The 24,242-nt window shown below is 60.6% G+C and carries 16 protein-coding genes, 1 tRNA gene and 1 other RNA gene; 9 read left to right on the top strand and 9 right to left on the bottom strand.

The annotated features are described in order from the left end of the window. Window positions 1-75: 75 nt before the first annotated feature. Entirely contained in the window at window positions 76-963 is an 888-nt protein-coding gene (locus tag ESZ00_RS07710; RefSeq protein ID WP_129207520.1) for a LolA family protein, read from the bottom strand. Then, window positions 963-1,958 (bottom strand): endolytic transglycosylase MltG, encoded by a 996-nt coding sequence (mltG, locus tag ESZ00_RS07705; RefSeq protein WP_129207519.1) that lies wholly within the window; start codon window positions 1,956-1,958, stop codon window positions 963-965. Before mltG ends, ESZ00_RS07710 begins: the two co-directional genes overlap by 1 nt. A gap of 240 nt (window positions 1,959-2,198) precedes the next feature. Between mltG and ESZ00_RS07700 the strand changes: the two genes are divergently transcribed. The 4 genes from ESZ00_RS07700 to ESZ00_RS07685 all read left to right on the top strand — a co-directional run bounded on the left by ESZ00_RS07700 (window position 2,199) and on the right by ESZ00_RS07685 (window position 4,111). Further along, window positions 2,199-2,672 (top strand): GreA/GreB family elongation factor, encoded by a 474-nt coding sequence (locus ESZ00_RS07700; protein ID WP_129207518.1) that lies wholly within the window; start codon window positions 2,199-2,201, stop codon window positions 2,670-2,672. A gap of 113 nt (window positions 2,673-2,785) precedes the next feature. Next, entirely contained in the window at window positions 2,786-3,445 is a 660-nt protein-coding gene (locus ESZ00_RS07695; RefSeq protein ID WP_129208000.1) for a CDP-alcohol phosphatidyltransferase family protein, read from the top strand. A gap of 273 nt (window positions 3,446-3,718) precedes the next feature. Next, complete coding sequence (locus ESZ00_RS07690) at window positions 3,719-3,991, top strand: oxidative damage protection protein (RefSeq protein ID WP_129207517.1); 273 nt, start codon at window positions 3,719-3,721, stop codon at window positions 3,989-3,991. Window positions 3,992-4,034: 43 nt separating this feature from the next. Then, a tRNA-Pro gene (locus ESZ00_RS07685) sits at window positions 4,035-4,111 on the top strand. A gap of 395 nt (window positions 4,112-4,506) precedes the next feature. Here ESZ00_RS07685 and ESZ00_RS07680 read toward each other — a convergent pair. Continuing rightward, window positions 4,507-6,015, bottom strand: coding sequence for a glycoside hydrolase family 27 protein (locus tag ESZ00_RS07680; RefSeq protein ID WP_129207516.1), 1,509 nt, complete (start codon window positions 6,013-6,015; stop codon window positions 4,507-4,509). A gap of 52 nt (window positions 6,016-6,067) precedes the next feature. Next, a complete protein-coding gene (locus tag ESZ00_RS20050; RefSeq protein ID WP_164981391.1) occupies window positions 6,068-7,633 on the bottom strand; it encodes a tetratricopeptide repeat protein in 1,566 nt (521 codons plus the stop codon). A gap of 93 nt (window positions 7,634-7,726) precedes the next feature. On the opposite strand from ESZ00_RS20050, the gene ESZ00_RS20045 reads away from it, so the two are divergent. Then, window positions 7,727-8,719, top strand: a complete 993-nt coding sequence (locus ESZ00_RS20045) for a tetratricopeptide repeat protein (RefSeq protein ID WP_164981390.1) — start codon at window positions 7,727-7,729, stop codon at window positions 8,717-8,719. A gap of 81 nt (window positions 8,720-8,800) precedes the next feature. Here the strand turns inward: ESZ00_RS20045 and ESZ00_RS07670 are convergent, their stop codons facing one another. The 3 genes from ESZ00_RS07670 to ESZ00_RS07660 form a co-directional block, all read right to left on the bottom strand. Beyond that, complete coding sequence (locus tag ESZ00_RS07670) at window positions 8,801-12,424, bottom strand: carboxypeptidase-like regulatory domain-containing protein (RefSeq protein ID WP_129207514.1); 3,624 nt, start codon at window positions 12,422-12,424, stop codon at window positions 8,801-8,803. Window positions 12,425-12,863: 439 nt separating this feature from the next. After that, on the bottom strand, window positions 12,864-14,342 hold the full coding sequence (locus ESZ00_RS07665) for a YXWGXW repeat-containing protein (RefSeq protein WP_229741024.1): 1,479 nt from the start codon (window positions 14,340-14,342) through the stop codon (window positions 12,864-12,866). Window positions 14,343-14,749: 407 nt separating this feature from the next. Next, on the bottom strand, window positions 14,750-14,971 hold the full coding sequence (locus ESZ00_RS07660) for a hypothetical protein (protein ID WP_129207512.1): 222 nt from the start codon (window positions 14,969-14,971) through the stop codon (window positions 14,750-14,752). 227 nt (window positions 14,972-15,198) lie between these two features. Between ESZ00_RS07660 and ada the strand changes: the two genes are divergently transcribed. Further along, window positions 15,199-16,356, top strand: a complete 1,158-nt coding sequence (gene ada / locus ESZ00_RS07655; protein ID WP_229741023.1) for a bifunctional DNA-binding transcriptional regulator/O6-methylguanine-DNA methyltransferase Ada — start codon at window positions 15,199-15,201, stop codon at window positions 16,354-16,356. An 85-nt stretch (window positions 16,357-16,441) separates the two neighbouring features. Here the strand turns inward: ada and ESZ00_RS07650 are convergent, their stop codons facing one another. Both ESZ00_RS07650 and ESZ00_RS07645 read right to left on the bottom strand, forming a co-directional pair. After that, window positions 16,442-17,356 carry an alpha/beta hydrolase family protein gene (locus ESZ00_RS07650; RefSeq protein ID WP_129207511.1) on the bottom strand — a complete coding sequence of 305 codons (915 nt, stop codon included), beginning with the start codon at window positions 17,354-17,356 and terminating at the stop codon, window positions 16,442-16,444. Window positions 17,357-17,666: 310 nt separating this feature from the next. Further along, a complete protein-coding gene (locus ESZ00_RS07645) occupies window positions 17,667-18,944 on the bottom strand; it encodes a serine hydroxymethyltransferase (RefSeq protein WP_129207510.1) in 1,278 nt (425 codons plus the stop codon). Between the two features lie 261 nt (window positions 18,945-19,205). Between ESZ00_RS07645 and rnpB the strand changes: the two genes are divergently transcribed. The 3 genes from rnpB to ESZ00_RS07630 all read left to right on the top strand — a co-directional run bounded on the left by rnpB (window position 19,206) and on the right by ESZ00_RS07630 (window position 24,143). Then, window positions 19,206-19,653: RNase P RNA component class A (gene rnpB / locus ESZ00_RS07640), an RNA gene on the top strand. A gap of 227 nt (window positions 19,654-19,880) precedes the next feature. After that, entirely contained in the window at window positions 19,881-21,365 is a 1,485-nt protein-coding gene (locus tag ESZ00_RS07635; protein WP_129207509.1) for a M20/M25/M40 family metallo-hydrolase, read from the top strand. A gap of 240 nt (window positions 21,366-21,605) precedes the next feature. Next, window positions 21,606-24,143, top strand: coding sequence for a M1 family metallopeptidase (locus ESZ00_RS07630; protein ID WP_229741022.1), 2,538 nt, complete (start codon window positions 21,606-21,608; stop codon window positions 24,141-24,143). Window positions 24,144-24,242 lie beyond the last annotated feature (99 nt).

Below are 24,242 nucleotides of genomic sequence, written 5' to 3'. Positions count from 1 at the left end.
TGACGGTCAAGTCACCGCAATCACCAAAAAGAAAAGGGGCATTAGCCCCTGGAATGCTTCGCGTAAGCGAAGCATTTAGTGCAGTTCTTGCACCGTCGCGCCCGTCGGCACCTCAAGCTCAAACTGATTGTCCTTAAGTTCAAGGTTCGTTGTGACCTTCTGGAAGGTCGTCAGAATCTCCAGCTCCTCGAGCGGCCGCTTGATGGTGATCGTCCCCGGAAACTTTATCGGTCCGAAGGTTTGTGTCGGTCCATAAATCGCCTGTGTCTGGATCGCGCCCTTGCTGTCGTAGATATCCACCTGGTACGGCTGCAGGTCCAGCCGGTTGAAATGGATCACCCGCTCCGGTGTCAGTTCCTGGCTGTTTTCCTTGCGCTTGACCACCGTCAGGTCATACTCCGGCTTGATCATCAGCTGCTTCGTCTTCGGATCGGAAACAGTATCTGTATCCGAAGTCAGAGTCACCAGCTCGTCCGGTCCGATGCAATGGATCAGCAGCGAATCCGAGAAAACATTCGGGCGGAAGTTCTCGAGTGCATTCGGTGATTCTTTCGTTACCGTGTTTGGCCCCTCGATCACCTTGTTCGAATGTGGCAGCCAAAGTTTGAAGGTATCGCCATTCGTCGCCATGTCGAAGGCGCGGGTATGCACCACCGGCAATAGCCCGATCACGCGCAGGGCCTCCGGTTTCCGCAGCAGGATATAACCGCTGAACCCGGTAATGGTCTTGATTTTGCCCTTCTTCGCTCCACCTTCGGCGGCCGTGAACTCCACCGTCGCCGACAGGGACTGAATATCCTGGCAGTGCTGGTTGATCGCCTGCACCAGATCATCTGCGGTCGCCGTCTTGACCCCCGTTGGCATCTTTGCCTGCTGCACCGAGCGCGTGTGCACCAGGCACCCGCTCAGCCAGGGCAGCAGCAGCAAGGCCCCCCAGGTTTTTCGTATCCGGCGCTTCATCATCAACGGGAGCCCGCCTCGCGCACCGATTTACGGTATGCCTGCACATTCCGCTCATGCTCTTCGAGTGTCTTGGCGAACTTCGACACTCCGGAGGGATTCGCGCTTGCTGCTACGAAATACAGGTAGTCCGTCTGTGCCGGATGCATCGCCGCCTTCAGGCTCGCCGCTCCCGGGTTGCAGATCGGTCCCGGTGGCAGTCCTGTGTGCTTATATGTGTTGTAAGGGGAATCTGCCGCCAGATCCGAAGCATAAATCGTTCCCCGATACCGCCCGTCGAGCAGTGCCGCATAGATCACCGAGGGGTCCGTCATCAACGGCATCCCCTTGGCCAGCCGGTTTTCGAAAACGCTTGCGACCAGTGGCCGTTCTGCCGGAATTGGAGTCTCCCGTTCAATCAGCGAAGCCATCGTCACCACCCGGAGATCGTCTCCCGTCAACCCCAGAGCCATCGCCGTCAGCCGAAACTGGTGCACCATCGCCGCCAGCATCTTCTGGCTGGTGGTCTTCCGCGTAAAACGGTAAGTATCTGGAAACAGATACCCTTCGAGCGATGTTGCCCCGGGATCGATATCCGCAATCAGGCTCACATTGTTCCGTGCCGCCGCCAGAAACTCTTCCTTCGTTCCCAGGTGGGCTGCCTCGACGCGGCTGGCGATATCGAACAGGTTTGCCCCCTCGGGAATCGTCACGCTGATCGTATAGACGTCACCCCGCCGCAGCCTGTCGAGGACCTCCGTCATCGGCGCCGGGTGGTCGAAGCGGTATTCGCCCGCCTTCAGCGTCCCCCCATCCTTCAGATGCAGCGCTTCGAAGGCATACCGGTTCCGGATCACGCCTTGCTGCGCCAGCTCAGTTGCAATTTCCATGGATGGTGTTCCGGGGGCAATCTCCACAAAGGTCTCCGACGCAGGTCCGGCCGGCGCCTTTATCGCGAATATCATCCATCCCGCCACCGCGATCAGGAGCAGAACCAGCAGAAAAAAAAGTCGCTTCACTCAGTCGAACCTTGCAGTTAGATTCCCTCCCTCCATTCTAAGATGCTGAGCCTTTGCTATCTTCTGGAATCGCTTCCCACGGCACCTCACCCTGTATCTATCCTGCCTGCCCTGTCATCCCGGCCAGTCCCCGAAGGCGGGTCGCCCTGCGCGCAGCAGTTATAATGGATATTTACAGTCGACCACGCGCGATTAACCTCTCGGTAGCTCCAGGCGGAGCCGCCCCATGGATCCTACGGAATGCCTGAACACATCAAAAAGAAGCTCGAAGAAGAGATTCGCCGGCTGGAGCACGAACTGGCCCATGAACTTCCTCAGGAGATCAAGAAGGCAGCCGCCCTCGGCGATCTCAGCGAAAACGCCGAGTACCACATGGCCAAGCAGCGGCAGGAGTTCGTCAATGCCCGCCTGGGGCAGGTGAAAAAGCGCATGGCCGAGCTCTCGCTGGTCAACCTGGCCAATATTCCGCACGACCGCGTGGCTTTCGGCTCGACCGTCCTCGTCTATGACACCTCCAAGGACGAAAAGATCGAGTACAAGCTCGTCACCAGCGAGGAGTCGGACGTCAACAAGGGTCTCATCTCCACCACCTCGCCCATCGGCCGTGCTCTCATCGGGAAGCAGGTCGGCGATATGGCCGTTGTGGTTACCCCCAGCGGAAAGCGCGAGCTCGAAGTCCTCAAGCTGACCACCATTCACGACACGGAAGAATAGCAGTGGCTCGTAAGGACCAGACCTCCCTCCAGGCCGGCGATTCGCGCCGTGCTGAGTATCATTCGGATCACCACACGTGGACGAGTGCCTTCGGCAACGCCTGTGGTGTTCTCCTGCAGGCCATCGTGAATGGCCTGGCCCTTACCCGCATCTCGCCGAACGTTCTCACCTTCATCGGCCTCATCATTAATACCGGGGCCGCTGTCCTCTTCGGCTTCGCCAATGAGAACAACTACGTTCGCATGTTCGTTTATGCCGGCCTCGTCATCATCGGCGCCGGTATCTTTGACATGGTCGACGGCCGCGTCGCCCGCAAGACCGACCAGGTCACCATCTTCGGAGCCTTCTTTGACTCGGTCATCGATCGCTATTCCGATGTGGTGCTTTTCTTTGGCCTGCTGGTTTTCTACGCCCGCGGCAACCGCCTCTTCTATGTCTTCCTCGCGGCTTTCGTCATGATCACCTCGCTGATGGTCAGCTATACGCGCGCCCGCGCCGAAGCCCTCATCGGCAAGTGCAAGGTCGGCTTCATGGAACGCCCCGAGCGCATCGTGCTCATCATTCTCGGCGCTCTCTTCGACCGCTGGGGAGCCATGGCCCCTGTTCTCTGGGTTCTCGCCGTGCTCTCGACCATCACCGTGATCCACCGCATCCGCTACACCTATGTGCAGACCAGCCACATGGCGCCGGTCCAGACCACCGATCCCCTCGCTTTGGCCGCCGAACGGGAAGCCACCGGCAATGTACAGCCTCACCCCACCTCTGCTCTCTAGCCAAATACTGTCATCCCGACCGGAGCATACCGGGGTTCCAGGTGCGCCCGCAGTTAGCGCGTCGGGATGGGGGGAGCGCCGTGGAGCGACCTGCAGTTTCCCCTCCACGGCAGTACAAATCCGGGTGCTCCAGCCAGGCTCCGCCTGGGGGAAAGTAGGAACCTCCCGGAGAGCCCTCCGCGTACTTGGCGCTGAAAAGCAAAGCCGGCAGAGGTTACATCCCCTCTGTAGCGAGAAAGAAATCCCGATACAATAGACCGGAGAGAATGATTCATGGCTCACACCGTATTTTGCGCCCGCTATAAGCAGGAATTGGAAGGTCTCGAAGAACCTCCCTTCGACAGCGACTTCGGTCAGAAGATCTACAAGAGCGTCTCGAAGAGGGCCTGGGGCGAGTGGATCGAGCACCAGAAGATGCTTCTGAACGAATACCGTCTCCAGCCCTGGACCCCGCAGGCCCAGGAGTTTCTCGTCGAGCAGATGAACCAGTATTTCTTCGGGGATGGCGCTGCGCTGCCCAAGGAATACGTGCCGCCGTCCAGCTAAAATCCAGCGCCTGATGTACACTACATCAGGAACTTGCCGTAGTCGGGACGTGGCTCAGCCTGGTAGAGCACTCGCTTGGGGTGCGAGGGGTCGGCAGTTCAAATCTGCCCGTCCCGACCATTGAATTCCATCAAAATTGAGCAGCTTCGCACCGGCACAGCCTTTATGCTGCCGACCGCGAAGCACCCCAATCCGCCCTGCGAAAGCAGGGCGACGCTTTTTGTGTTGCGAGGGGCGCTGCACAGCAGCGGAATTCGGCAGCTCAAATTTGCCCGTCCCGACCATTGAATTCCATCAAAATTGAGCAGCTTCGTACCGGCACAGCCTTTATGCTGCCGACCGCGAAGCACCCCAATCCGCCCTGCAAAAGCAGGGCGACGATTTTGCCCCAAAATCAACCCGCCGCGGCACAAACATGGGGGACCGCAGTTCATCGAGGCACCGTCGCGGTCGCATCTTCACAAAAATAGGGCCTGAATCTGCTCATGCAGGTTCAGGCCCATCATTATTATCTATTATCTAGTGCTGACCTTCAGCAGAAGTGTGGCGTGAGAAGGAATCTCGGCGGAATAGCTGCCATTCGCAAATTTTACGTCCGCATGTGTCCACAGGTTGCGAGCTTTCTTTACGGTTCCATGCAGCGGCAGGTCGGTCTGTGCAATCGTCGCCGTCGCCGCAGCTCCTCCGAGGTTTACAACGCCGACCGCCACACCGCCATCTGCAAGAGGCTTCACCCAGGTTTCCATCGTGCCGTTCTTCACCGGCGATGCCTGCTTGCCAAGCGTGTCCTGATCCACCGCAAGTACCTCGTGGTTCATCAGGATCGACTTCGTCGCCTCTGACATGCTGCGAAGATCGTTGCCGGCCAGCAGAGGAGCCGCGGTGAGCGCCCACAGGCTCATATGCGTGCGGTATTCGTCATCCGTCATGTGGCCGTTGCCGATCTCCAGCATGTCAGGATCGTTCCAATGACCCGGTCCTGCATACTGCGCCGTCGGCACCTGCTCCTCAATGTTGCCGATCATGCTCGACCACGCATCGCGGATATCGCCGGTCGTTCTCCACAGGTTTCCGGACACCTGTGGTCCCCAGCTTCCGACATTCCCCAGGCCGTATTCGCAAAGGCTGAAGACGATCGGGCGTCCGGTCGCGCGCAGTGCTGCGCCCATCTTTTGATATACCGCCTGCAGATCCTTCTCTTGGTATACCGTCGATGCGCTGCACCAGTCGTATTTCAGGTAGTCGATACCCCATGCGGCCAAGGTCTTCGCATCCTGCTCTTCATGCCCATAGCTGCCCGGATAGCCGGCGCAGGTACGAGGCCCGGGCGAGGAATAAATGCCCAGCTTCAGTCCCTTGGAGTGCACGTAATCGGCAAGCGCCTTCATGTCCGGGAACTTATGATTCGACTGGATGTTCCCCTGCGCATCCCGCACGCCTTCCCAGGTGTCGTCGATATTGATGTAGACATAGCCCGCGTCACGCATGCCGCTGCTGACCATGGCATCGGCCATAGTGCGGACAGTCGCATCGTCCACCTTGTCCGCGAAGAGATTCCAGCTGTTCCATCCCATCGGCGGTGTCTTGGCCAGTCCATTCCACGGTACTGGCTGAATGGCAGGCGGTGCGATATAGGCAACCGTTGGCAGATCGTCATTCGGGCCGGCCGGCGTTGCGTTGAAGGTATGGCGCCCACGCATGCCCTGCAGGTTGCCGTTGACAAGATCGGCTTGCAGGAATGGGCGATCAGGATGTTTTGCGACAAACAGGGTGACATGGGTGCCCTGGGCTGTTCCATTTACGGGCAGGGAAAAACCTGGTGACTTGAACGTGCCGGAGAGCTCCGATCCATTCTGCTTCAACTCCAGAAGCATCTTTAACTGCTCGCCGTTCGCGAGTGTATCGCCGGACGCTATCCACCTGCCGTTGAAGTCATCGTGCCTGCACGCGGTAGCAAATAATCCGCAGACCACAACGGAAAGCAGGGACAGCAATAAGCCTTTCCTGGTCAGGAATCTATGCATCGTTTCTCTCCTTTTTGTTGGTGATGTCTTTCTGTCAATCTGCGGGCCCTGCTTATGGGCCCGCGCCCGATAGCGGTTGCGGGCGTGCCTCGATCACCCGCATCGCATCGCGATACCGGTCTTCCCGTTGTGTCCGCAGCGCGGTGAATCGCTTGGCCTGTTCTTCCCGCTGCGGATCGCCTGTCTGGCTATAAAGGCGCAGCAGGGCATAGTTGGCTACGTAGTTATCCGGCTCAAGTTCCAGTGCATGTTTGAGCGGACCCACCGCATCGCCGTATTGCTTCAGCCAGAAGTAGTCGGCGCCGATTTCCGCCAGAACCTCCGGCTGGTTCGGACGAAGAACATCGGCCTGGTGGAGTTCCGTGAGGGCCTCTTTGTATTTCGCCTGTTCTCTGAGTGTGCGCCCCAGGTAATAGTGCGCAGAGAATGCGGTCTTCGGGCTTGCCACGGCCTTTCTCAGCCAGCTCAAAGCCTCGTCAAAGTGATTGTTGTCGAGATAGGCGATGCCCGAGGCGAGGTATCCAGCCGGATCGTCCGGCCGCATGGCGCGATAGCGTTCCAGGTAGGGCAGCGCGTCGGCACCGGTCGCAACCGTTCCCATGGTCAGCAGATAATCCGGATTATCCGGAGCCAGCTGCACCGCTTGCGCCATCGCAGACTGGGCCTCGCGCAGCAATTCCATCTGCAGACACACAAAGCCGTACTGATAAGCGAGAGCCGCATCCTTCGGTGCTATCGCCCGCGCATGGGCGAGATAGCCCAGCGCTCCCTGCTTGTCGTTCTGCGCGAGAGCAATGCGGGCAAGATCCACCAGGGGCGCCGTATTTGTGGGTTCCAGCTCATACACGTGCTCAAGCGTCGCCTTGGCCTGTTGTGGCTTGCCTTCCGCCTCTTGCGCCAGCCCCAGCATGCGCAATCCCGCTGGAGAAAGCGGCTCGTGCGCATGGGCGCTCGAGAGCAGCGTGTCGAGAATATCCGCTCGATGCGCCGCACGCAGCGCAGGAAGCGCCAGCATCACATCGCTTTCCAGCAGGTCGAGACTTGCAGCCATGCGTGCCGCCGCCTGCTCCGCTGCGGCCGTGTGTCCTGCTCCCAGCTCATCGGCGCAGAGAACGGCCTGCACGCGTGCCTTCGCGCGGCTCTCTCCATCCAGTTTCTGCAGATAGGCCAGCGATGTCGCATATGCATGTCGCCACATCGCTGCGGTGGCCGCTCCATAGATGGACTCCGCATCGGAAGGATCGAGCGCCAGCGCATGCGTATAAGACCGAAGAGCGTCCTCGGCGCTCTTCGGATCATGGTCGGCATCCTCCATCTCGATGCGCGCTAGGTTCTGCCACGCGCTCAGCAGCTTCGGATCGAGCACGACCGCCTGCGAAAATGCATGCTTTGCCGCATCGCGATGCTGGCTTTGCGCCTCCACCACGCCGAGGAGGTTTTCCAGTCCGCCGTCGTTCGGATAATGCTTCATGGCGGAAGCAAGCAGCACGCGCGCGCCATCGAGATCATGGCTTTCGATCTGCCCCTGTATCTTCAGGACCGTATCCTGATAGCCGGCTCGCTGCGCCTGCGCGCATGACGAAGCAAGCATCAGAGTGAGCAGCGCGCAGCCCGCCATCTTCCATCGCGATGCATCGCGGAATGGCTCTTCCCGCCGAGTGCTGCCACGAGAACAACTGGTCGTCTCTCGCGGCCATAATAAACTCAGCCTATGGCGGAGTGGCGTCACACTGCGGCTCTTCTGATCGCGCTCGCCGCGCTGTGTCCGGGTTATCGTGGCCTGGCTCAGGCCGTGGAAGAAGAAGCGCAGCCGGGCATCGCCGGAATCGGTACTTCCGGGCTCTCTCCGGATAAGGCGCAAGCGTTGCAGCGCGCGCTCGATGCGCAGGACTATCGCGGCGCGGAGAGCCTTCTGCTGCCGGAGATTCAGTCGGCGCAACAGCCCTCGTATCGATACAGCCTTCTGCTCACCATCGCCGGCGTTTATTTTCTGGACCACGACGATCGCAACGCCGCCATTGCATGGAAGAAGGCCGAGGCGATCAAGCCGTTGCCGCAGCCCTTGCAGTTCTCGCTTGCCATGGCCTATGTCGGCATGGGACAGCGGGACTGGGCCTCGCGGCAGCTGCAGCAGCTCGTTGCCGTCGATCCGAAGAATGCGCTCTATCCCTACTGGCTTGGCCGTATCGATTACGACAGGCAGGCCTATGCTTCTGCGATCGAACATTTTCAGCATGCGATCCAGCTCGATCCCGGCATGGCGCGAGCCTACGACAACCTCGGGCTCTGCTTCTCTTATCTCAACCAGGATGCCGCCGCCGTGCGGAACTTCGAGACGGCAATCTCGCTGGACAGTCATGCGAAGCATCCTTCCCCCTGGCCTCATATCAACCTCGCCGCCATGCTGCAGGCAGAGGGCGATTTCACGGGAGCTGAAAAGCATCTGCGTGAAGCGATCCGTCTCGATGCGAAGCTGGCCCCCACGCACTTTCAGCTCGGCAACGTTCTCGACGGCATGGGCAAGCCGCAGGCCGCCGTCGACGAATACAAGCAGGCTGCCCTGCTCGATGCTCACTATGCAGAACCGCACTTCGCGCTGGCGCGCCTCTACCACAGGCTGGGACAGGACGATCTCTCCCGGCGCGAAGTCCGGATTTACACGCAACTGCACAATACTCCCAGCCGTACTCCTGCCGCTCCCTGAGCGAATGCTTCCTGTGTTGCAAAAGAGAAGGCCGCCTTGGGCTTGAGCGCGGGCGGCCTTCTGTTCACAATGCATCGATGGTTAGAACTCGATGCGTCCTGCGAATTGAATCGTACGAGGATTGCTGACCGTGCCGTTCCACGTGCCGAAGGAGTTGCCGGTTGCGGCTACATCCGTCACAAACGGAAGCGAAGGACCATTCCCCGTCGAAATAAAGTAGTGGTTGTTGAATGCGTTGAAGAAGTTCGCCATGAATTTGAAGTTCATCCGTTCGGTGATCCTCGTGTTCTTGGTGAAGGCCACGTCCGTATCCTGGAAGGCTGAGCCGTAGATGTTCGATACCGCGCTGCCGAAGCCTGTGTAGCCGAACTGGGTAAAGTTCGATTCGAAGGCCGCAGCATTCAGGTAGTTGCCGTCCGTATGCGGGTTATAGCCGTTGCGCCCGTGGACATAGGGCTTCACGCCGGGCAGATGACCTGGGATGCAGGATTGCCGGAACTCCGGAACAAGGCTGCTCGTGGTGCAGGACGAAGAGGAGAACCACAGCGGTGTCCCGTACTCGTAGTGATAAAGCGGACTGACCTGCCATCCGCCGACAAGCACATTCAACGGGCCGCCGGAGCTGAGGAACCGCTTGTTCTTGCCGAACGGCAGATCGTAGACCAGCGAAATCTGCGCAGTGATCGGCACATTGTCTGGCGCCAGCGAGTAATCGCGCGTGTTCGGGTTGTAGGGGGAGAAATCGCCGTTATTGCCCAGGCCGCTCGCGCTGGCCGACTGCGTCGAGTCGGTCGCGTTCGTCATCAGCTTGGAGTAGGTGAAGGAGCCGAGTACGAACAACCCGTTCTTTGCCTGGTGATCGACCTCGACCTGCAGCGAATGATAGGAAGAGGTCGCATGGCCTTCGTTCAGTCCCTGCAGCGTGCCGCAATACTGCGGGAAGGGCAGAAGAGCCTGCGCCAGCGTCGGTGTGCAGCTCGTCATCTGCGTCTGCCAGTTCTCGTAAGGAACGCTGACGCCATGAGCAGCGAAGACAGCCGGGCCATCGGTAGAGTTATAGCTGGTCGCCAGGTCCGATCCCATGGAGCTGATCGTCGTGTTGTACGGGTTGAGAATATTGAGCGGATTCAGCAGCGAAGGCAGATGCGTGCCCTGTGTTCCCACATACGAGATACGCGTGCTGAAGTTCTTCGGCAGCTGGCGCTCCACCGTCAGGTTCCACTGCGAGGAGTAAGGGCGATGGTTGCCGTCGAGAGGCCGGTAGAGTGAAGGCGTCTGCCCGTTGTCGAAGCTCGAGGAGATGTTCTCCGTCTCCCCCACCTGCGAAGCGCTCACGCCGCTGGTCAGATAAAGCGCCGGGGTCTTCAGGTTGCCGACCGACGATTCATTCAGCGTCACATTCTTGTTGAATCCATCCAGACCCATGCCGCCGCCCCAGTTGGGGTAGAAGGCCTGGCCGAAATAGATACCGTAACCGGCACGAATCACCGTCTTATCGTCCAGCGAGTAGGCGAAGCCAAGGCGTGGGGCAAAGCCCTTCTTGAAGGGGATTTCCGGATACTGCTTGCCGTAACTGGCATCGCCGTACTTATCCCCCGCAAAGGCCAGGCGCCCGGCGAGCTCCGAACCGCTGGAGGTAACGGCGCCCGGATTCGCGCCGGAGGGATCGATGAAAGATAGATGGTTGTATTTCTCGCGGAAGGGCTGAATGTAGTCCCAACGCAGACTGTAATCGAGCGTCAGCTTGGGGATAATGCGCCAGCTGTCGCCCACGTGGATGGCCCAGGCATCCTGGCGGGGATACTCCGCCAGCACGTTGTAATAGTTGACGCTGGCCGCGGAAGCCGCGCCCAGGTAGAACGAAGCCGCGGCATCGCCGGGGCAGGAAGCAGTAGAGGAGCAGCCCTGGTTGCCTGTCGCGTCGGGATCGAAGGTAAAGGTGCCGCCCTGGTTGGTGCCCAGGTGGATCGACGTGCCGGCCAGCCTCCATTCGAAGCCCGCGTTCAGCGTGTGGCTTCCCATGATGCGCGTGAACACATCGTTGAAGGCCCAGGTGCCGCGTGTCGTCTTGGCTTGTCCCGGGTCGGGGAGATCCGAGTTGCCCAGCTGCGTATACCCGCCGCCAAAGCTCATCTCCGGCAGATACGCGGTATTGGCGACTCCGGGAACGGTAGGCAGATCCGCATGACCGTTCAACGCATAGTACGACTCGTTGCGGTTCAGATAGCCGAGCGTCGCATGGTTGGTCATGTTGCCCGAGAAGTTGTGCTCCCAGTTGAAGCGCTGGATGTTCGCATTCTCAGGATCGGCAGGCGAAGCCGTAGAGACGGCTACCGGCAGATTGGTCTGCGTGTTCGTGCCGGTACGCTGCCACCACGTGGTCCAGTAAAAATGATCGTTCGGTCCGACGTTCATATCGACACGACCGAAGTAGACATTCTCGCTCGCGGTAAGCGAGCCCTGGCCGGCTTTCGGAATGAAGTAGTTGTTCAACTCCCCGCTGTTCGTCGGCGTAGGCAGAGCCGCCATCCACGCTGCTGCCACCGGATCCTCATACGCCGGGTTGATCTGGTTGGTGACGCCGCCGTATGCGATCGGCTGTCCCGCGTCCGCGCCATACTTCGTCGCGTCATCGGGATAATAAAGCTGGCTGCCTGCGCCGCTGAAGTTGCCCGAGCGGTCGGCGAGAGAAGGAATCGACAGGGTCGAAGAGTTCGCGCCGCCTGCTTCTTTGAAGCCTTCGTAGTTGAAGTAGAAATAGCCTTTCACCAGCGAAGATGCGCCATGCAGCTTCGGAATCAGAATCGGTCCGCCAATGTTCGCGCCGAAATCGTTCTCTTTATCCTCCGGCTTGGCTGAGCTGATAGGCAGGCCCCACTGCCGCGCATTCAAGGCATCGTTGCGCAGATACTCATACGCCGCGCCGTGGAACTTGTCCCCGCCCGAGCGCGTGGAGATGATCAGCTGTCCCGAGGTTGTATTCCCATACTGTGCGTCGTAGTTGGCCGTCAGCACGTGCACTTCGCTCGTAATATCCGGCGACATGCCAAAGTCGGTTTCGAGGCTGACCATGCCGCTCTGGTTCATGTAGCCTTCCATCGCGGTGGCGCCGTCGACCACGGCCTCGTCGCCGCTGACCAGGCCGCCATTGATGCGGGTGTTATAGGCGTTGCCGCTGGCGCCCGTGCTTACGCCGGGCAGCATGTCCGCAACCGAAACCGAGGACCGCGGCGCGCCGGAAACTGTCAGCGGAAAATCCTGCAGTGTCTCCGGAGCGATGCCGCCGCCGATCGTCGGATCGACAAAGTTGATCTGCGATGCCTCTGCTGTGACCGTCACTTCCTGCTGCACATTGCCGACCGGAAGCTGCACATTCACGCGCCCCTGTTGCGTGGCCGCCAGTTCGATACCGGTCTGCGTCACCGACTTGAAGCCCTTCGCCGAGGCCTGCAGGCTGTAAATGCCCGGCGAGATATTGGCGAAAGTATATTGGCCGTCCTGGCCGCTGGTAATCGTAACTTTGAAGTGCGTACTCGTGTTGGTGAGCGTCAGGCTCACCCCCGGAATCGCCGAGCCGCTGGAGTCCGTAACCGATCCGGTGAGAGAAGCGTTGGTATCCTGCGCCTTTGCCGGCATGACCGCGCCGGCAAGGAAAAATAGAAGGAACAGCAACCATGGAACCGAAGTATGGACTCTGTTTCGCATCAATATCCTCCTGTGAAAACGGATACATCCAGGTCGACAATGCGTGATGATGCTGTGGGCCTCGCGGATATTTCCGTGCGGGCCAAGCTGTAATAAAAAAATCGCGGGGATGCTAAAACGAAGATGGAAACGCTGTCAAACGAAATTGCGAACTCGATTGTTTTCACCACAGTAGCCCTACGCCAGCGCTAAAGCAGGATCCGGGCAGCTGTTCCGGGGCCATGATCCTTCCGTGTCCTTTTCCGCAAGAAAAGGCCATAACAGGTGCAAACCGCAGCTTCCTCCGCTTCGATCGGAATGATCACATTGGACTAACCCCTGTTATGCCAATACGGCTATACGTCGATACACCCTGACTTTGCTTCTCGCCGGGTAGCCATGCTGCAAACAAAAAATGGAGAGCCCGGGGGCTCTCCATTTCCTTGCTGCTCAAGTGCATTTAGCGGTTCGGACGGTGGTCATCCGCCTGCGGATGTTCCTCTGGCCGCTGGCGTTGCTGTTGCTCGCGCTGCTGCTGTTCACGCTGTTGGGCTTGATGCTGCTGTTGCTGCTCGCGTTGCTGAGCCTGCTGCTGTTGGCGTTGCTGCTGCTCACGCTGCTGGGTCTGTTGCTCTTGGCGTTGTTGCTGCTGTTCACGCTGCTGAGCCTGCTGCTGCTGACGTTGCTGTTGCTGCTCGCGCTGTTGAGTCTGCTGCTGTTGGCGTTGTTGCTGTTGTTCACGCTGCTGAGCCTGCTGCTGTTCGCGTTGCTGCAACTGTTGCTGGGCTGGCCGCGCGGCTTCATTCGTCCGAGCTGCCGGTGCGACTGCGCGGTTTTCCGCTGGACGGTTGACCACTGCCGCACGCCGTGCCTGCTCCTGGCTTACCTGTCGTTGCACTGCCACGGGGGTTGCCGCCGGTGTGCGGTAGTTCGTCGCCAGTGGCTGCGCCGAAGCCAGCATCGCAGGCCGCCCGTGGTTGACCGAGGCGAAGTTCTGCCGGTTTGCCGCCGCCTGCTGCACGTGGTTCGTCTGTGCCGCTACAGGCCCCATGTGCTGCTCGCGGAAAGCCATGTTCTCTGCTGCCGATGGCCGCGCCTGCAGGCCGCCATTGCCGCCGTTGTAGCTCACGCGCGAGTTGTTGTTGATGATCGTCACGTTGTGCACATAGGTGTTGCGGATGATCGTCGTATTCACCTGCGTCACCGAGCGGTTGTACAGGAAGTTATTGTTATGCCAGTACCCGCCTTCGTAGCCCATGCCGCCATAGCCGTGCCCGTAGTTCACCCCGCCATAGAAGCCGATGTGCGGACCCCAGTAGCCGCCGTGCCATCCATACCGGCCCTGGTAGAAGCCCCAGTACCCCGGTGTCCACAGCGCTCCAAGATACGGAGCCATCACCCAGACGCCTGGCACCCAGTAGTAGCCGGTCGGGGCGTAGCCCCAGTAGCCAGGCGTCCACATGTAGTTATCGCCCGGGCAGGGAGGCTGTTCGTACACCGGCAGCGCCGGCGGCGGTTCCGGCGCGTAGGCTACCGGCTGGGCCACATCGGTCTGCGGAGCCTCATAGTCATAGGCATCCTCACTCGGCGCGGTGGCGTATGAGCCTGTGCTCGCGCTGGAGCTGGCGGTCTCATCCGCCGGCGGTGGAGGCGCCGTCTCCTGCGTGCTTGATGCCGAAGAACTGGTGCTCGGATAGGATGGGCTGCTGCTTGTCGCCTGTGCCGTATTCACTGCCGGAGCGAGGTTTGCCTGCGCCGCCGGATCGCTGGTATCCGCTGTTGCCTGGCTCGCATCCGGGGTCGTTGCCGTGGTCTGGGCTGTCTGATCGGTGGAAGGGTTGCTCTTGCATCCGGCCGCGCCGAATACCAGCGCCAGCCCCAATCCCATCAGGCATGCTCTCGATGCCGTCTGCCGCAGATCTTTTTCTGTCTTGCTCATGTGGGTTTTCTCCATATCGTGCTTACCGCTTTCTACGATGCAGAATCGTTTGTGTCTGGCCATACTATCTTCTGGCTGCTTGACTCATTTCTGCTGCGCCGCAACAGGCTCCCGGTTTTCCTCTTGGTCTTCGTGCATCTTTCCCGATACAGCCCGCGCCACGCGTAGTTCATGGAAACCGGCCCGTAGCGAGAAGTTTCTGCCTTCGCGATCTGCTCCTCTCTTGCATAAAGGAAAGGCAACGCCTCTACCGGAAGATGGCTTACTTGTCATGCTTGCTTCATTGCCTGTCCATATCGCCCCATACCTGGGGCAGAATCGCAGGCCGATAACAGATACACCCCATGTCCAACATGCAAAAGGGGCTGCATGGCGCAGCCCCTTTTGATCTCTCGTTCCAGACGGCCTCACGCCGTCCGGGTTTCGCCCTCACGGGCCTTCTTGAGCTGGTTGCCCGGTGGTTTACCTGCCTGTGGATCGGCCAGTCCTTCGTTCCGGCTGGCCTGCTGGGCCTGGGTTGGCTGATGCACGTGACCGAATTCCCGTCCGCCCTCGTTCCGGCGCTCGTGCTCTTCCAGAGGGCTTCGAGTCTTAGGAACGGCGGTCGGGGTTTTTCTGGTTTCTGTCATGCGACATATACCTCCTGCCATGGATTGGGATGGACTTCCCGTCCCGGAAGGTTGCCGAAGCGCGAACAGCTCCGCTTGCTTTGACCACAGAAAACAAAAAGCTTACAGCAAGCTACTTCCATAAAAATTCCACGGCAGGATTCGGAGTGTGCGGAAATCGGGCCACTGTCAACATGGAATGGTGACCGGACCAGAGGATTGGACCGAGGCATTTCAGGAGCACTACCATGACAGCATTCGCCCGCGTTTTTCCTAACCTTCCCATGCCGCAGACCGACATGACCCAGGTATCGACACAGGCATCCATGCCAGAAGAATTGATCCCGGAAGAATCGATGGCCGGCACACTCGATCCGGACCAGGCCTGGCAGCTTGTCTCTGCCCGCGATGCCCGTGCCGACGGCCGGCTCTTCTATGCAGTGCGTACCACCGGCATCGTCTGCCGTCCGTCCTGCCCCAGTCGACGGCCTGCACGTGCCAATGTCGAGTTCTTCTCCGATCTCGTCTCTGCCTTTGCCGCCGGATACCGCCCCTGCTACCGCTGTACGCCTGCTGGGGTCCACACGGACGCCCAGCGTGTCGAGACCCTTTGCGCGCATCTGCGCCGCCATCTCGACCGTCCGGTACCGCTCGCCGAGCTGGCTGCTCTCGTCGGTCTTTCACCACTCGCAACGCAGCGGCTCTTTCGCCGTGTCCTGGGCCTTAGCCCTGCGCAGTTCCAGGCTCAAAGCCGTACTGCCGCCCTGCGCCACCAGCTCAATAACCCTGTCTCTCGCATCACCGACGCCATCTATGATGCTGGATACTCCGGCCCTTCCCGCATGTATGAAAATGCCGCCCTCGGCATGAGGCCCGCCGACTATCGCCGCCGCGGCCAGGGCCAGCAGATCGGCTATGCCATAGGCGATTCGCCTCTCGGTCGCCTGCTGATCGCTGCGACCTCGCGTGGTCTCTGTGCCGTGATCCTCGGCACCACGGACGATGAGCTCCTCGTCCGCCTGCACACCCAGTCCTCTGCCGCAGAGATCGCCACCCAGCCCGATCTCGCGCCGATGCTCGCCCAGGTGCTTACCCACCTCACCGAGCACCCCGTTGCCCTTGACCTGCCGCTCGATCTCCGCGCCACGGCCTTCCAGATGCGTGTCTGGACAGCTCTCCGCCGCATCCCTCGCGGCGAAACCCGCACCTACGCCCAGCTTGCCCGCGATCTCGGTCAGCCCACTGCCGCCCGTGCCGTAGCCCGCGCCTGCGCCTCGAACCCGGTCGCTGTCGTCATCCCTTGCCACCGCGTCATCGGCTCAGACGGCAAGCTCACCGGCTATCGCTGGGGTGTCGAACGCAAGCAGAAGCTCCTCGCCCTCGAATCGAACCCCAAAAACCGATAGCGCCCAGCCGGCAGAACTCTCATCGCGACCAAAGGGAGCGGAGGCCGAAGGCGAAAGGCCTGGACGGCCAGTCCCGCAGCAACTATTAGATCGTGGCCAGCCAGTTCAGTACGACCGTCGTCAGCGCCAGCCGCTGATCGGAATAGGAATGGTCTGTCGGAAAATGTGCCTCGGTGACCCGCTCATTGCCGGCTTTTTTCAGGGCAGTGGCAAAGGTGCCGTCCATTGGCGCCAGTCCGTCGTCCGACGTCACGACCAGCACCGGCCGGGAGGCCAGTTGTGGTGCGTAATCATTGAAGTTCCACTCCGCGCGATGTTCGTAGGCCTCTTCGACCAGTCCTTCGACCGTGCAGCCGGCCAGTGGCGCGCCGTCGTTGTCGTCTGTGAACTGGTCGATCAGCTCCTTCTTTGCCGCCTCGTCCGCAGCCCGCTGGGAAGAGTTTTCGCTCGCCGGAGGAAAGCTCGCACCGATATTCCACGCCGAGATCATGCCCATCCCGGCTACTTTCGTATCGTGTGCTGCTGCTGAGGCCACCATGAAGCCGCCCATGCTGTGCCCCAGCAGCACAATCTTCGCAGTGTCCACGCGATACTTTTTCGCATTGGCCGGATCGCGCACAAAGGCGACCTCAGCGTCTGCGTCTTCGATCGCATTCTTGAAGGAGAAAGTTCCCTTCACGCCCCATGACCCGCGATAGTGCACCGCCAATACATTCCATCCTGCCCGCCGGATCGCCTGCGCCAGATCGAGGTTCTGCTCGAAGCCTGGAAAGCCATGCATCAGGATGACGGTCGGATGTGGTCCCTCACCCGCTGCAAGGTAAAAGACGCCCAGCAGCTTTTCTCCATGGCTGGGCAGGTCGGCCAGCGAGATCATTGTTGCGGGATGCTTGGCATCCGCCGCAGGATCGGCAGTCAACGCCGCCGGCACCTGTGCTGAGGCGAGAAGTGGAGTCAGGAGGCAGAAAAAGGCAGCAGCACGCAAGACCAGTCGAGCCATGCACCGATTCTGAGCCTGGACTCTCCATCTGGCAACAGGCGAACCCTCATCCTCTCCTTGTCATCCCGACCGAAGTGAGCCAAAGGCGAGCGCAGCGAAGGGACCTGTGGTTCCCCGCGCACAATGAGGATGGAGGTACGAATCGTGAAAACAGGGTATAGGGAATAGAAAGCCCGGGTGCCCCACGTCTCGATTTTGAGACGTGGGTTCGCAGAATAGTCAGATCGCGACCAGCGATAGCGGGGCCGAAGGCGGGTCGCCCTGCGCGCAGCAGCCGAAGGCGAAAGGCCAGGCCGGCTAGTCCAGGCAGCTACTTTACAGCCACCGGCTCACGCAGCCAGCCATACAGCGGGAACTGCTCCGCCAGCTCGGCCACCTGCCCCTGGATCTTCTTGAGCGCGTCGGGATTGTTCCGTCCCTCGAGTGCTGCGACGATCCACTTGCCGATCGTCTGCATCTCGGCTTCCTTCATGCCGCGCGTGGTCAGTGCTGGCGTGCCAATGCGGATGCCGCTTGGCTTCAGCGGGGGATTGGTGTCATACGGAATCGCATTCTTGTTCACCGTGATGCCCGCCGCGCCCAGCGCCGCCTCGGCCTCGCTGCCCAGAATGCCCTTCTCAAAAACATCCACCAGCATCAGGTGCGTATCCGTGCCGCCCGAGATGATGCGCAGCCCCTCGGACTGCAGCGTCGCGGCCAGCACCTTCGCGTTCGCGACCACCTGCTTGGCATACTCTTTGAAGTCCGGCTGCAGCGCCTCGCGGAAGGCCACGGCCTTGGCCGCCATGATGTGCACCAGCGGTCCACCCTGTTGGCCGGGGAATACGCTGCGGTCGAGCCCTGTAGCAAATTCCTGCTTGCACAGCACCAGTCCCGAGCGCGGACCACGCAGCGTCTTGTGCGTGGTTGTGGTGACAAAGTGCGCGTGCGGTACGGGCGAAGGATGCGCTCCGCCCGCCACCAGGCCGGCGAAGTGCGCCATATCTACCATCAGCAGTGCGCCCGCCTTATCGGCGATCTCGCGCATCCGTGCAAAGTCAAAGATGCGCGGATAAGCGCTGCCGCCGCCTACGATCACCTTTGGCTTCTCGCGCAGTGCGATCGACTCGAGCTCATCGTAGTCGATCACTTCCGTATCCTTGCGGACCGTGTAGCTGACGACCTTGTACAGCTTGCCTGAGAAGTTCAGCTTGTGGCCGTGCGTCAGGTGGCCGCCATGCGCCAGATCGAGGCCCAGAATCGTGTCGCCCGGCTGCAGGACCGTCATGTAGGCCGAGGCATTGGCCTGCGAGCCCGAGTGCGGCTGCACGTTCGCATGCTCGGCACCGAAGAGCTCCTTGGCGCGGTCGCGCGCCAGGTTTTCGACGATGTCGGCGAACTCGCATCCGCCATAGTAGCGCCGTCCCGGATAGCCTTCGGCATACTTGTTGGTGAAGACCGAACCCGCGGCTTCAAGAACCGCCTCGCTCACAAAATTCTCGGAGGCGATCATCTCCAGCCCTTCGTGCTGGCGATGAACCTCGTGGTCAATAGCGGCGGCGATCTCCGGATCGGCCTGCGAAAGCGGCAAAGACATACGGTCGGACATGTCTAAATTGTAGCTCCACCCTCAGCTCTGTCATTCCGACCGAAGCGAAGCAGAGTGGAGGAACCTGCGGGTTCCAGGCGCTACAAAGATAAAGGTGGTCCATATAAGCCCGAAGTTGGCTTATGTGGGGAGGTGCGAACCTAGGTGCTTCACATCTCGCTTTTGAGACGTGGGTTCTCAGCATGCAGGATCGCGACCAAAGGGAGCGGGTGCCGAAGGCGATTCGCCCTGCGCGAAGCAGGCGCGGTATCATAGACACTGCAGGCAGGCCGGGCGGCCGCTGCCGGAGAGGCGCAAGCTTCGATGGGAGAGGAAAGTCCGAACTCCGCAGGGCAATGTGCCGGATAACGTCCGGGATCGCAGCGTCAAGGCTGCGAGACGGCCAGTGCCACAGAGAACATACCGCCCGCGTCCCGTAAGGGCTGCGGGTAAGGGTGAAAAGGTGCGGTAAGAGCGCACCGCGCTGACGGTAACGGCAGCGGCATGGTAAACCCCACATGGAGCAAGACCAAATAGGGAGGAAATCCCCGGCTCGACCCGAAAGCCGTGGATGCGCATCGGCCCGGTGCGCCAACGCGGGTTATTCAACAGTCGCGCAAGCGGCTGAAGAAGCGGAAACCTCCGGGTAGGTTGCTGGAGCGCGTCAGTAATGGCGCGCCTAGAGGAATGGCCGTCCTCGACAGAATTCGGCTTACAGGCTGCTTGCAGTATGGCCCCGGCGATCCTTCCGATCGCCGGGGCCTCCTCGTTTCCCCATCCCGCAAGAGATTGGCATCCCCGCCGGATGCGGAGGGACTTGCGTTTCTCTCCGCACAGCGAGGACCAGGGTGCCCCATCCAAGCTCCGCTTGGGTGGGAGGCACGAACCCGAGGGAGCGGGCCCGCAAAGCCCAGGGCCCGGACGGCCAGTCCCGCAGCAGCGTGATAGCGTAACGCCATGAACTCCAGAGCTTGTCTTGCTCTCGCCGCCGTGCTCGGCTGCGGGCCTCTTTGTCTTTCCTCCGTTGCTCAGACGCAGGCTGCTACTGCTACGAATCTCACCCCCCAGCAGCGCGTTGAGCAGATGATCGCCGTTCCCAACGGAGCATGGACTGCCGGCGACCTCGCCACTATGGCCCGCCTGCGCGATGCCGCCATGAGTGACGACTACGCCTACCGCGAGCTGCGCCACCTCACAGACAACATCGGTCCGCGCATCGCCGGCTCACCGCAGGCGCAGGCCGCCGTCGACTATGTCGCAGCAGAGATGCGCGCCCTCGGCGCCGAAGTTTCGCTCCAGAAGACCATCGTTCCGCACTGGGTCCGCGGCGCGGAGACAGGTGCTCTCATTGTCTGGCCCGGCATGACGCCCGCGACCACGCAGAAGATTGTCCTCACTGCGCTCGGCGGCAGCGTCGCGACCCCGGCCGACGGCCTTACCGCGCCTGTCACCGTCGTCGACAACTTCGATCAGTTCCGAGCCCTTCCGGCCAGCGCTGTGCAGGGCCACATCGTCCTCTTCAACGAGCACTTCGATAAGCAGCTCGCCGCTGTCGGCAATGGTCTCTCGGCTTATGGAGACGCTGTCGCCTATCGCGCCCTGGCTCCGAGCGTTGCGGCGACGAAAGGAGCTGTAGCAGTCTTGGTTCGCTCCGTAGGCAACGCCGACTACCGCCTGCCACACACTGGCGCCACCGTCTACACCGACGGTATTCCGAAGATCCCCTCTGCTGCCGTCGCTGCCGAGGATGCCGACCTCCTGGCCAATCTCACTGCGCAGGGCGATGTAAAGATGCGCCTGGTCCTCACCCCGCAGACCCTTCCGCCAGTCCCGAGCTATGACGTCGTTGCCGACTGGAAGGGAACCGAGCACCCGGAGCAGGTCGTCATTGTCTCCGGTCATCTCGACTCCTGGGATCTCGGCACGGGCGCCATCGATGACGGCGCGGGCATTGCCGTCTCCATGCAGGCCATCCATCTCATGCAGAAACTCGGCATTCATCCGAAGCGCACCGTCCGCTTCGTCGCGTGGATGGACGAAGAGCAGGGGGGCGAAGGCGCCGAGTCTTACGCAAAGGATCACGCCGCCGACCTCATCAACCACGTCGGTGCCATTGAGTCCGACCTCGGCGCCGATCATGCCTCCGGCATCAGCTTTGCCGGAAGCCCCGCGCTCGCCGACTATCTGAAGCCGGTGGCTCATGTCCTCGAGTCCATCGGCGCTTCGCAGGTCACCAGCGGAGGCTCAGGAGAAGATGTGAGTGCGTTGAAAGGTGTTCCAGGCTTCGCACCCATTCAGGACAGCCGCTTCTACTTCAACTACCATCACACCGCCGCCGACACCTTCGACAAGGTAGACCCGAAGCTGCTCGACGAAAACGCCGCCGTGATGGCCGTCCTCGGCTACGCATTGGCTGAAGCCGATACCCCAGCCCCGCGCTAAACCAAGGCGAGGATGTTCTCTCCATCTCCCGCGGTTGTCATTCCGACCGGAGTGAGCCAAAGGCGAACGAAGCGGAGGAACCTGCGGTTCGCACGTACAACGAAGATCCGGGTGCCCCACGTCTCGCGGTTGAGACGTGGGAAGGCAAGATCTTCTCTATAGAAAATTCCGTAAAGCGAGGACATTCCGTTGCGTATCGTAGCCTGCTTCCTGATGACTCTCGCCGCTGCATCTTCAGCCTTGGCGCAAGCCCCCGCAGGTATCCCGCGCGAACTCGCCAAAGAGCGCGCCGCCCGCGTCAGCGATGTCCGCTATGCGCTGCACTACACACTCGTTCCGCATAGCGCGCAGACGGAAGCGACGGAGATCCTCCGCTTTCGCCTCGTCCATACGTCACAGTCACTGTTGCTTGATTTTCGTGACGGAAAAGTTGCCTCACTCACCATCAACGGCACCAGCTCCACGCCGGATGAGAGCAACGGTCACCTCATCCTCCCCGCGGACAAACTGCATGCGGGTGAGAACACCCTCGAGCTGCATTTCGTCGCGAACACCGCGCCCGCCGAGAAAGCCATCACCCGCTTCGAAGATCACGACGACGGATCGGAGTATATCTACACGCTCTTCGTCCCCATGGACGCGAGCATGGCCTTCCCCTGCTTCGATCAGCCGGCTCTCAAGGGTCGTTTTCAGCTCACCATGACCGCGCCCGCTGCGTGGACTGTTATCTCGAACACCGGCGCCGTCTCAACTAAAGTCGTTGGCGATATGAAGGATACCGCCTTCGCTGAAACTCACCCCATCAGCACCTATCTTTTCGCTTTTGCTGCCGGACCCTTCGAGAAGATTCACTCCGCTCCCGGTCTGCCCGGCCTCTATGTCCGCAAGTCAAAAGCCCAGGCCGCGCAGAGCGAAGCCCCCGAAGTTCAGCAGATGGCCGCGGATGGAATTGCTTACCTTGGCAAGTATTTTGCCCAGCCCTATCCCTTCCCCAAATACGACATGGTGCTCATCCCCGGCTTCGCTTATGGCGGCATGGAGCATGCCGGAGCCACATTCCTGCGCGAAGAGTCGGTCCTCTTCCGCACCGCGCCGACTGCAACCAACCTGCGCAACCGCGATATCCTCGTCCTCCACGAACTCACCCATCAGTGGTTCGGCGACTTCACCACCATGCGCTGGTTCGACGATCTATGGCTCAAGGAAGGCTTCGCGCAGTACATGGCCTATGACGCCCTCGCCGCGCTTCACCCCAACGATGAGGTCTGGAAACACTTCTACGAATCCATCAAGCCCGGCGCCTACGGCATTGACGAAACCCAGGGCACCACGCCCATCTACCAGGACATTCCTAATCTGAAGGACGCGAAGTCCGCCTACGGCGCGATTGTCTACTCCAAGGCCCCCGGTGTCTTGCGCCAGCTCGCCTATGTTCTCGGTGAACATGATTTTCAGCTCGGCCTGCAGCAGTATCTTGCCGCGCACCGGTACAGCAACGCGGAGTGGAGCGACCTTATCGGCTCCTTCGAACAGGTCTCCGGCAAATCTCTCCAGCCCTGGGCTGCCATGTGGATCCGCCATCGCGGTATGCCGCAGGTGGAAGCTTCATGGTCATGCACAGATGGCAAACTCGCGCGCCTCACGCTCTCGCAGCATGACGTGCTTGGTACCGATGCGCTGTGGCCCATCGCTTCGGAGGTTCTCCTCGGCTACGCCGACGGTCGCACCGCTCATCTGCATGCGCAGTTCGCTGCGCAGTCTGCTGACATCCCGACCGGCAGCAACGCCTGTCCTGCCTATGTCTTCGCGAACGAAAACGATCACGGTTACGGACTCTATCTACTTGACGAACAGAGCCGTGACTTTCTCACGCAGCACATCGCGGATGCAAACTCTTCCGCCATCTCGACTCCCTTCACGCGCACACTGCTCTGGGGCGCGCTTTGGGATGCTGTTCGCACTGCGACCTATAATCCTGCCGATTACGCACACCTCGTACTGGCCGCGCTGCCCAACGAACGTGACGAGTCGCTCACGGCCTCGCTCCTCGGTCATAGTCAGACCGCGCTCCATCGTTATGTCGGCGACGCCACGCGCACGCGGCTCACCACACAGTTCGCCACGCTAGCCGTCGACCGCATGCAGCACGATGCCGCGCAGGATCTCCGCATCGACTGGTTCCGCTCGCTCAACGGCTTCAGCGAAAGCGAAGCAGGCCGCAGCGCCTTGCGCAGCCTGCTCAACGGAACGCTCACCGTGCCTGGCGTCACGCTCCGCCAGCAGGACCGCTGGAGCATGATCACCGCACTCGTCGCCTATGCCGATCCGCATGCCGATGCCATGCTCGCCGCCGAAGAGCAGCGCGATCCCTCAGGCGACGGAAAGAAGTTCGCCTGGGCCGCTCACGCTGCACATCCCGACGCCGCTACCAAACAGCAGTATTTCGACGAGTATCTCCACAATCCGCAACGGCCGGAAGATTGGATCGAGAGCAGCCTCGGCGCGTTCAATTACTGGAACCAGTCGCGCCTCACCGCGACATACATGGAGCCCGCGCTCGAAGCCCTTCCGCAGATCAAACAGACGCGCAAGATCTTCTTCCTCGTCGGCTGGCTGAACGCTTTTATGGATGGTCAGCAATCGGAAGCCGCGCGCGATGCGGTCTACACCTATCTCAAAGACCACACGCTGGATGAAGACCTTCGCCTCAAGATCCTGCAGGTTGTCGATGAGCTCGACCGCACCGTCGCCATCCGCAAGAAATATCCAAACGTGTAGTCTCCCAGCATCGAAAGTAGACTGTCATCCCAGCATGCAAGTTGCGACCATCGGGAGCGGAGGCCGAAGGCAATTCGCCCTGCGCGGAGCAGGGCGAAG

This window comes from Silvibacterium dinghuense (assembly GCF_004123295.1).
In the GTDB taxonomy this organism is placed as follows: Bacteria; Acidobacteriota; Terriglobia; order Terriglobales; family Acidobacteriaceae; genus Silvibacterium; species Silvibacterium dinghuense.
This window is presented reverse-complemented; position numbering and strand designations above follow the sequence as displayed.

Coding starts and splice junctions, on each gene's coding strand:
- ESZ00_RS07665 (WP_229741024.1), bottom strand. CDS start 14,342: ATGAGCAAGACAGAAAAAGATCTGCGGCAGACGGCATCGAGAGCATGC.
- ESZ00_RS07650 (WP_129207511.1), bottom strand. CDS start 17,356: ATGGCTCGACTGGTCTTGCGTGCTGCTGCCTTTTTCTGCCTCCTGACT.
- ESZ00_RS07635 (WP_129207509.1), top strand. CDS start 19,881: ATGAACTCCAGAGCTTGTCTTGCTCTCGCCGCCGTGCTCGGCTGCGGG.
- ada (WP_229741023.1), top strand. CDS start 15,199: ATGACAGCATTCGCCCGCGTTTTTCCTAACCTTCCCATGCCGCAGACC.
- ESZ00_RS20050 (WP_164981391.1), bottom strand. CDS start 7,633: ATGGCGGGCTGCGCGCTGCTCACTCTGATGCTTGCTTCGTCATGCGCG.
- ESZ00_RS07680 (WP_129207516.1), bottom strand. CDS start 6,015: ATGCATAGATTCCTGACCAGGAAAGGCTTATTGCTGTCCCTGCTTTCC.
- ESZ00_RS07670 (WP_129207514.1), bottom strand. CDS start 12,424: ATGCGAAACAGAGTCCATACTTCGGTTCCATGGTTGCTGTTCCTTCTA.
- ESZ00_RS07700 (WP_129207518.1), top strand. CDS start 2,199: ATGCCTGAACACATCAAAAAGAAGCTCGAAGAAGAGATTCGCCGGCTG.
- ESZ00_RS07660 (WP_129207512.1), bottom strand. CDS start 14,971: ATGACAGAAACCAGAAAAACCCCGACCGCCGTTCCTAAGACTCGAAGC.
- ESZ00_RS20045 (WP_164981390.1), top strand. CDS start 7,727: ATGGCGGAGTGGCGTCACACTGCGGCTCTTCTGATCGCGCTCGCCGCG.
- ESZ00_RS07645 (WP_129207510.1), bottom strand. CDS start 18,944: ATGTCCGACCGTATGTCTTTGCCGCTTTCGCAGGCCGATCCGGAGATC.
- ESZ00_RS07710 (WP_129207520.1), bottom strand. CDS start 963: ATGATGAAGCGCCGGATACGAAAAACCTGGGGGGCCTTGCTGCTGCTG.
- ESZ00_RS07690 (WP_129207517.1), top strand. CDS start 3,719: ATGGCTCACACCGTATTTTGCGCCCGCTATAAGCAGGAATTGGAAGGT.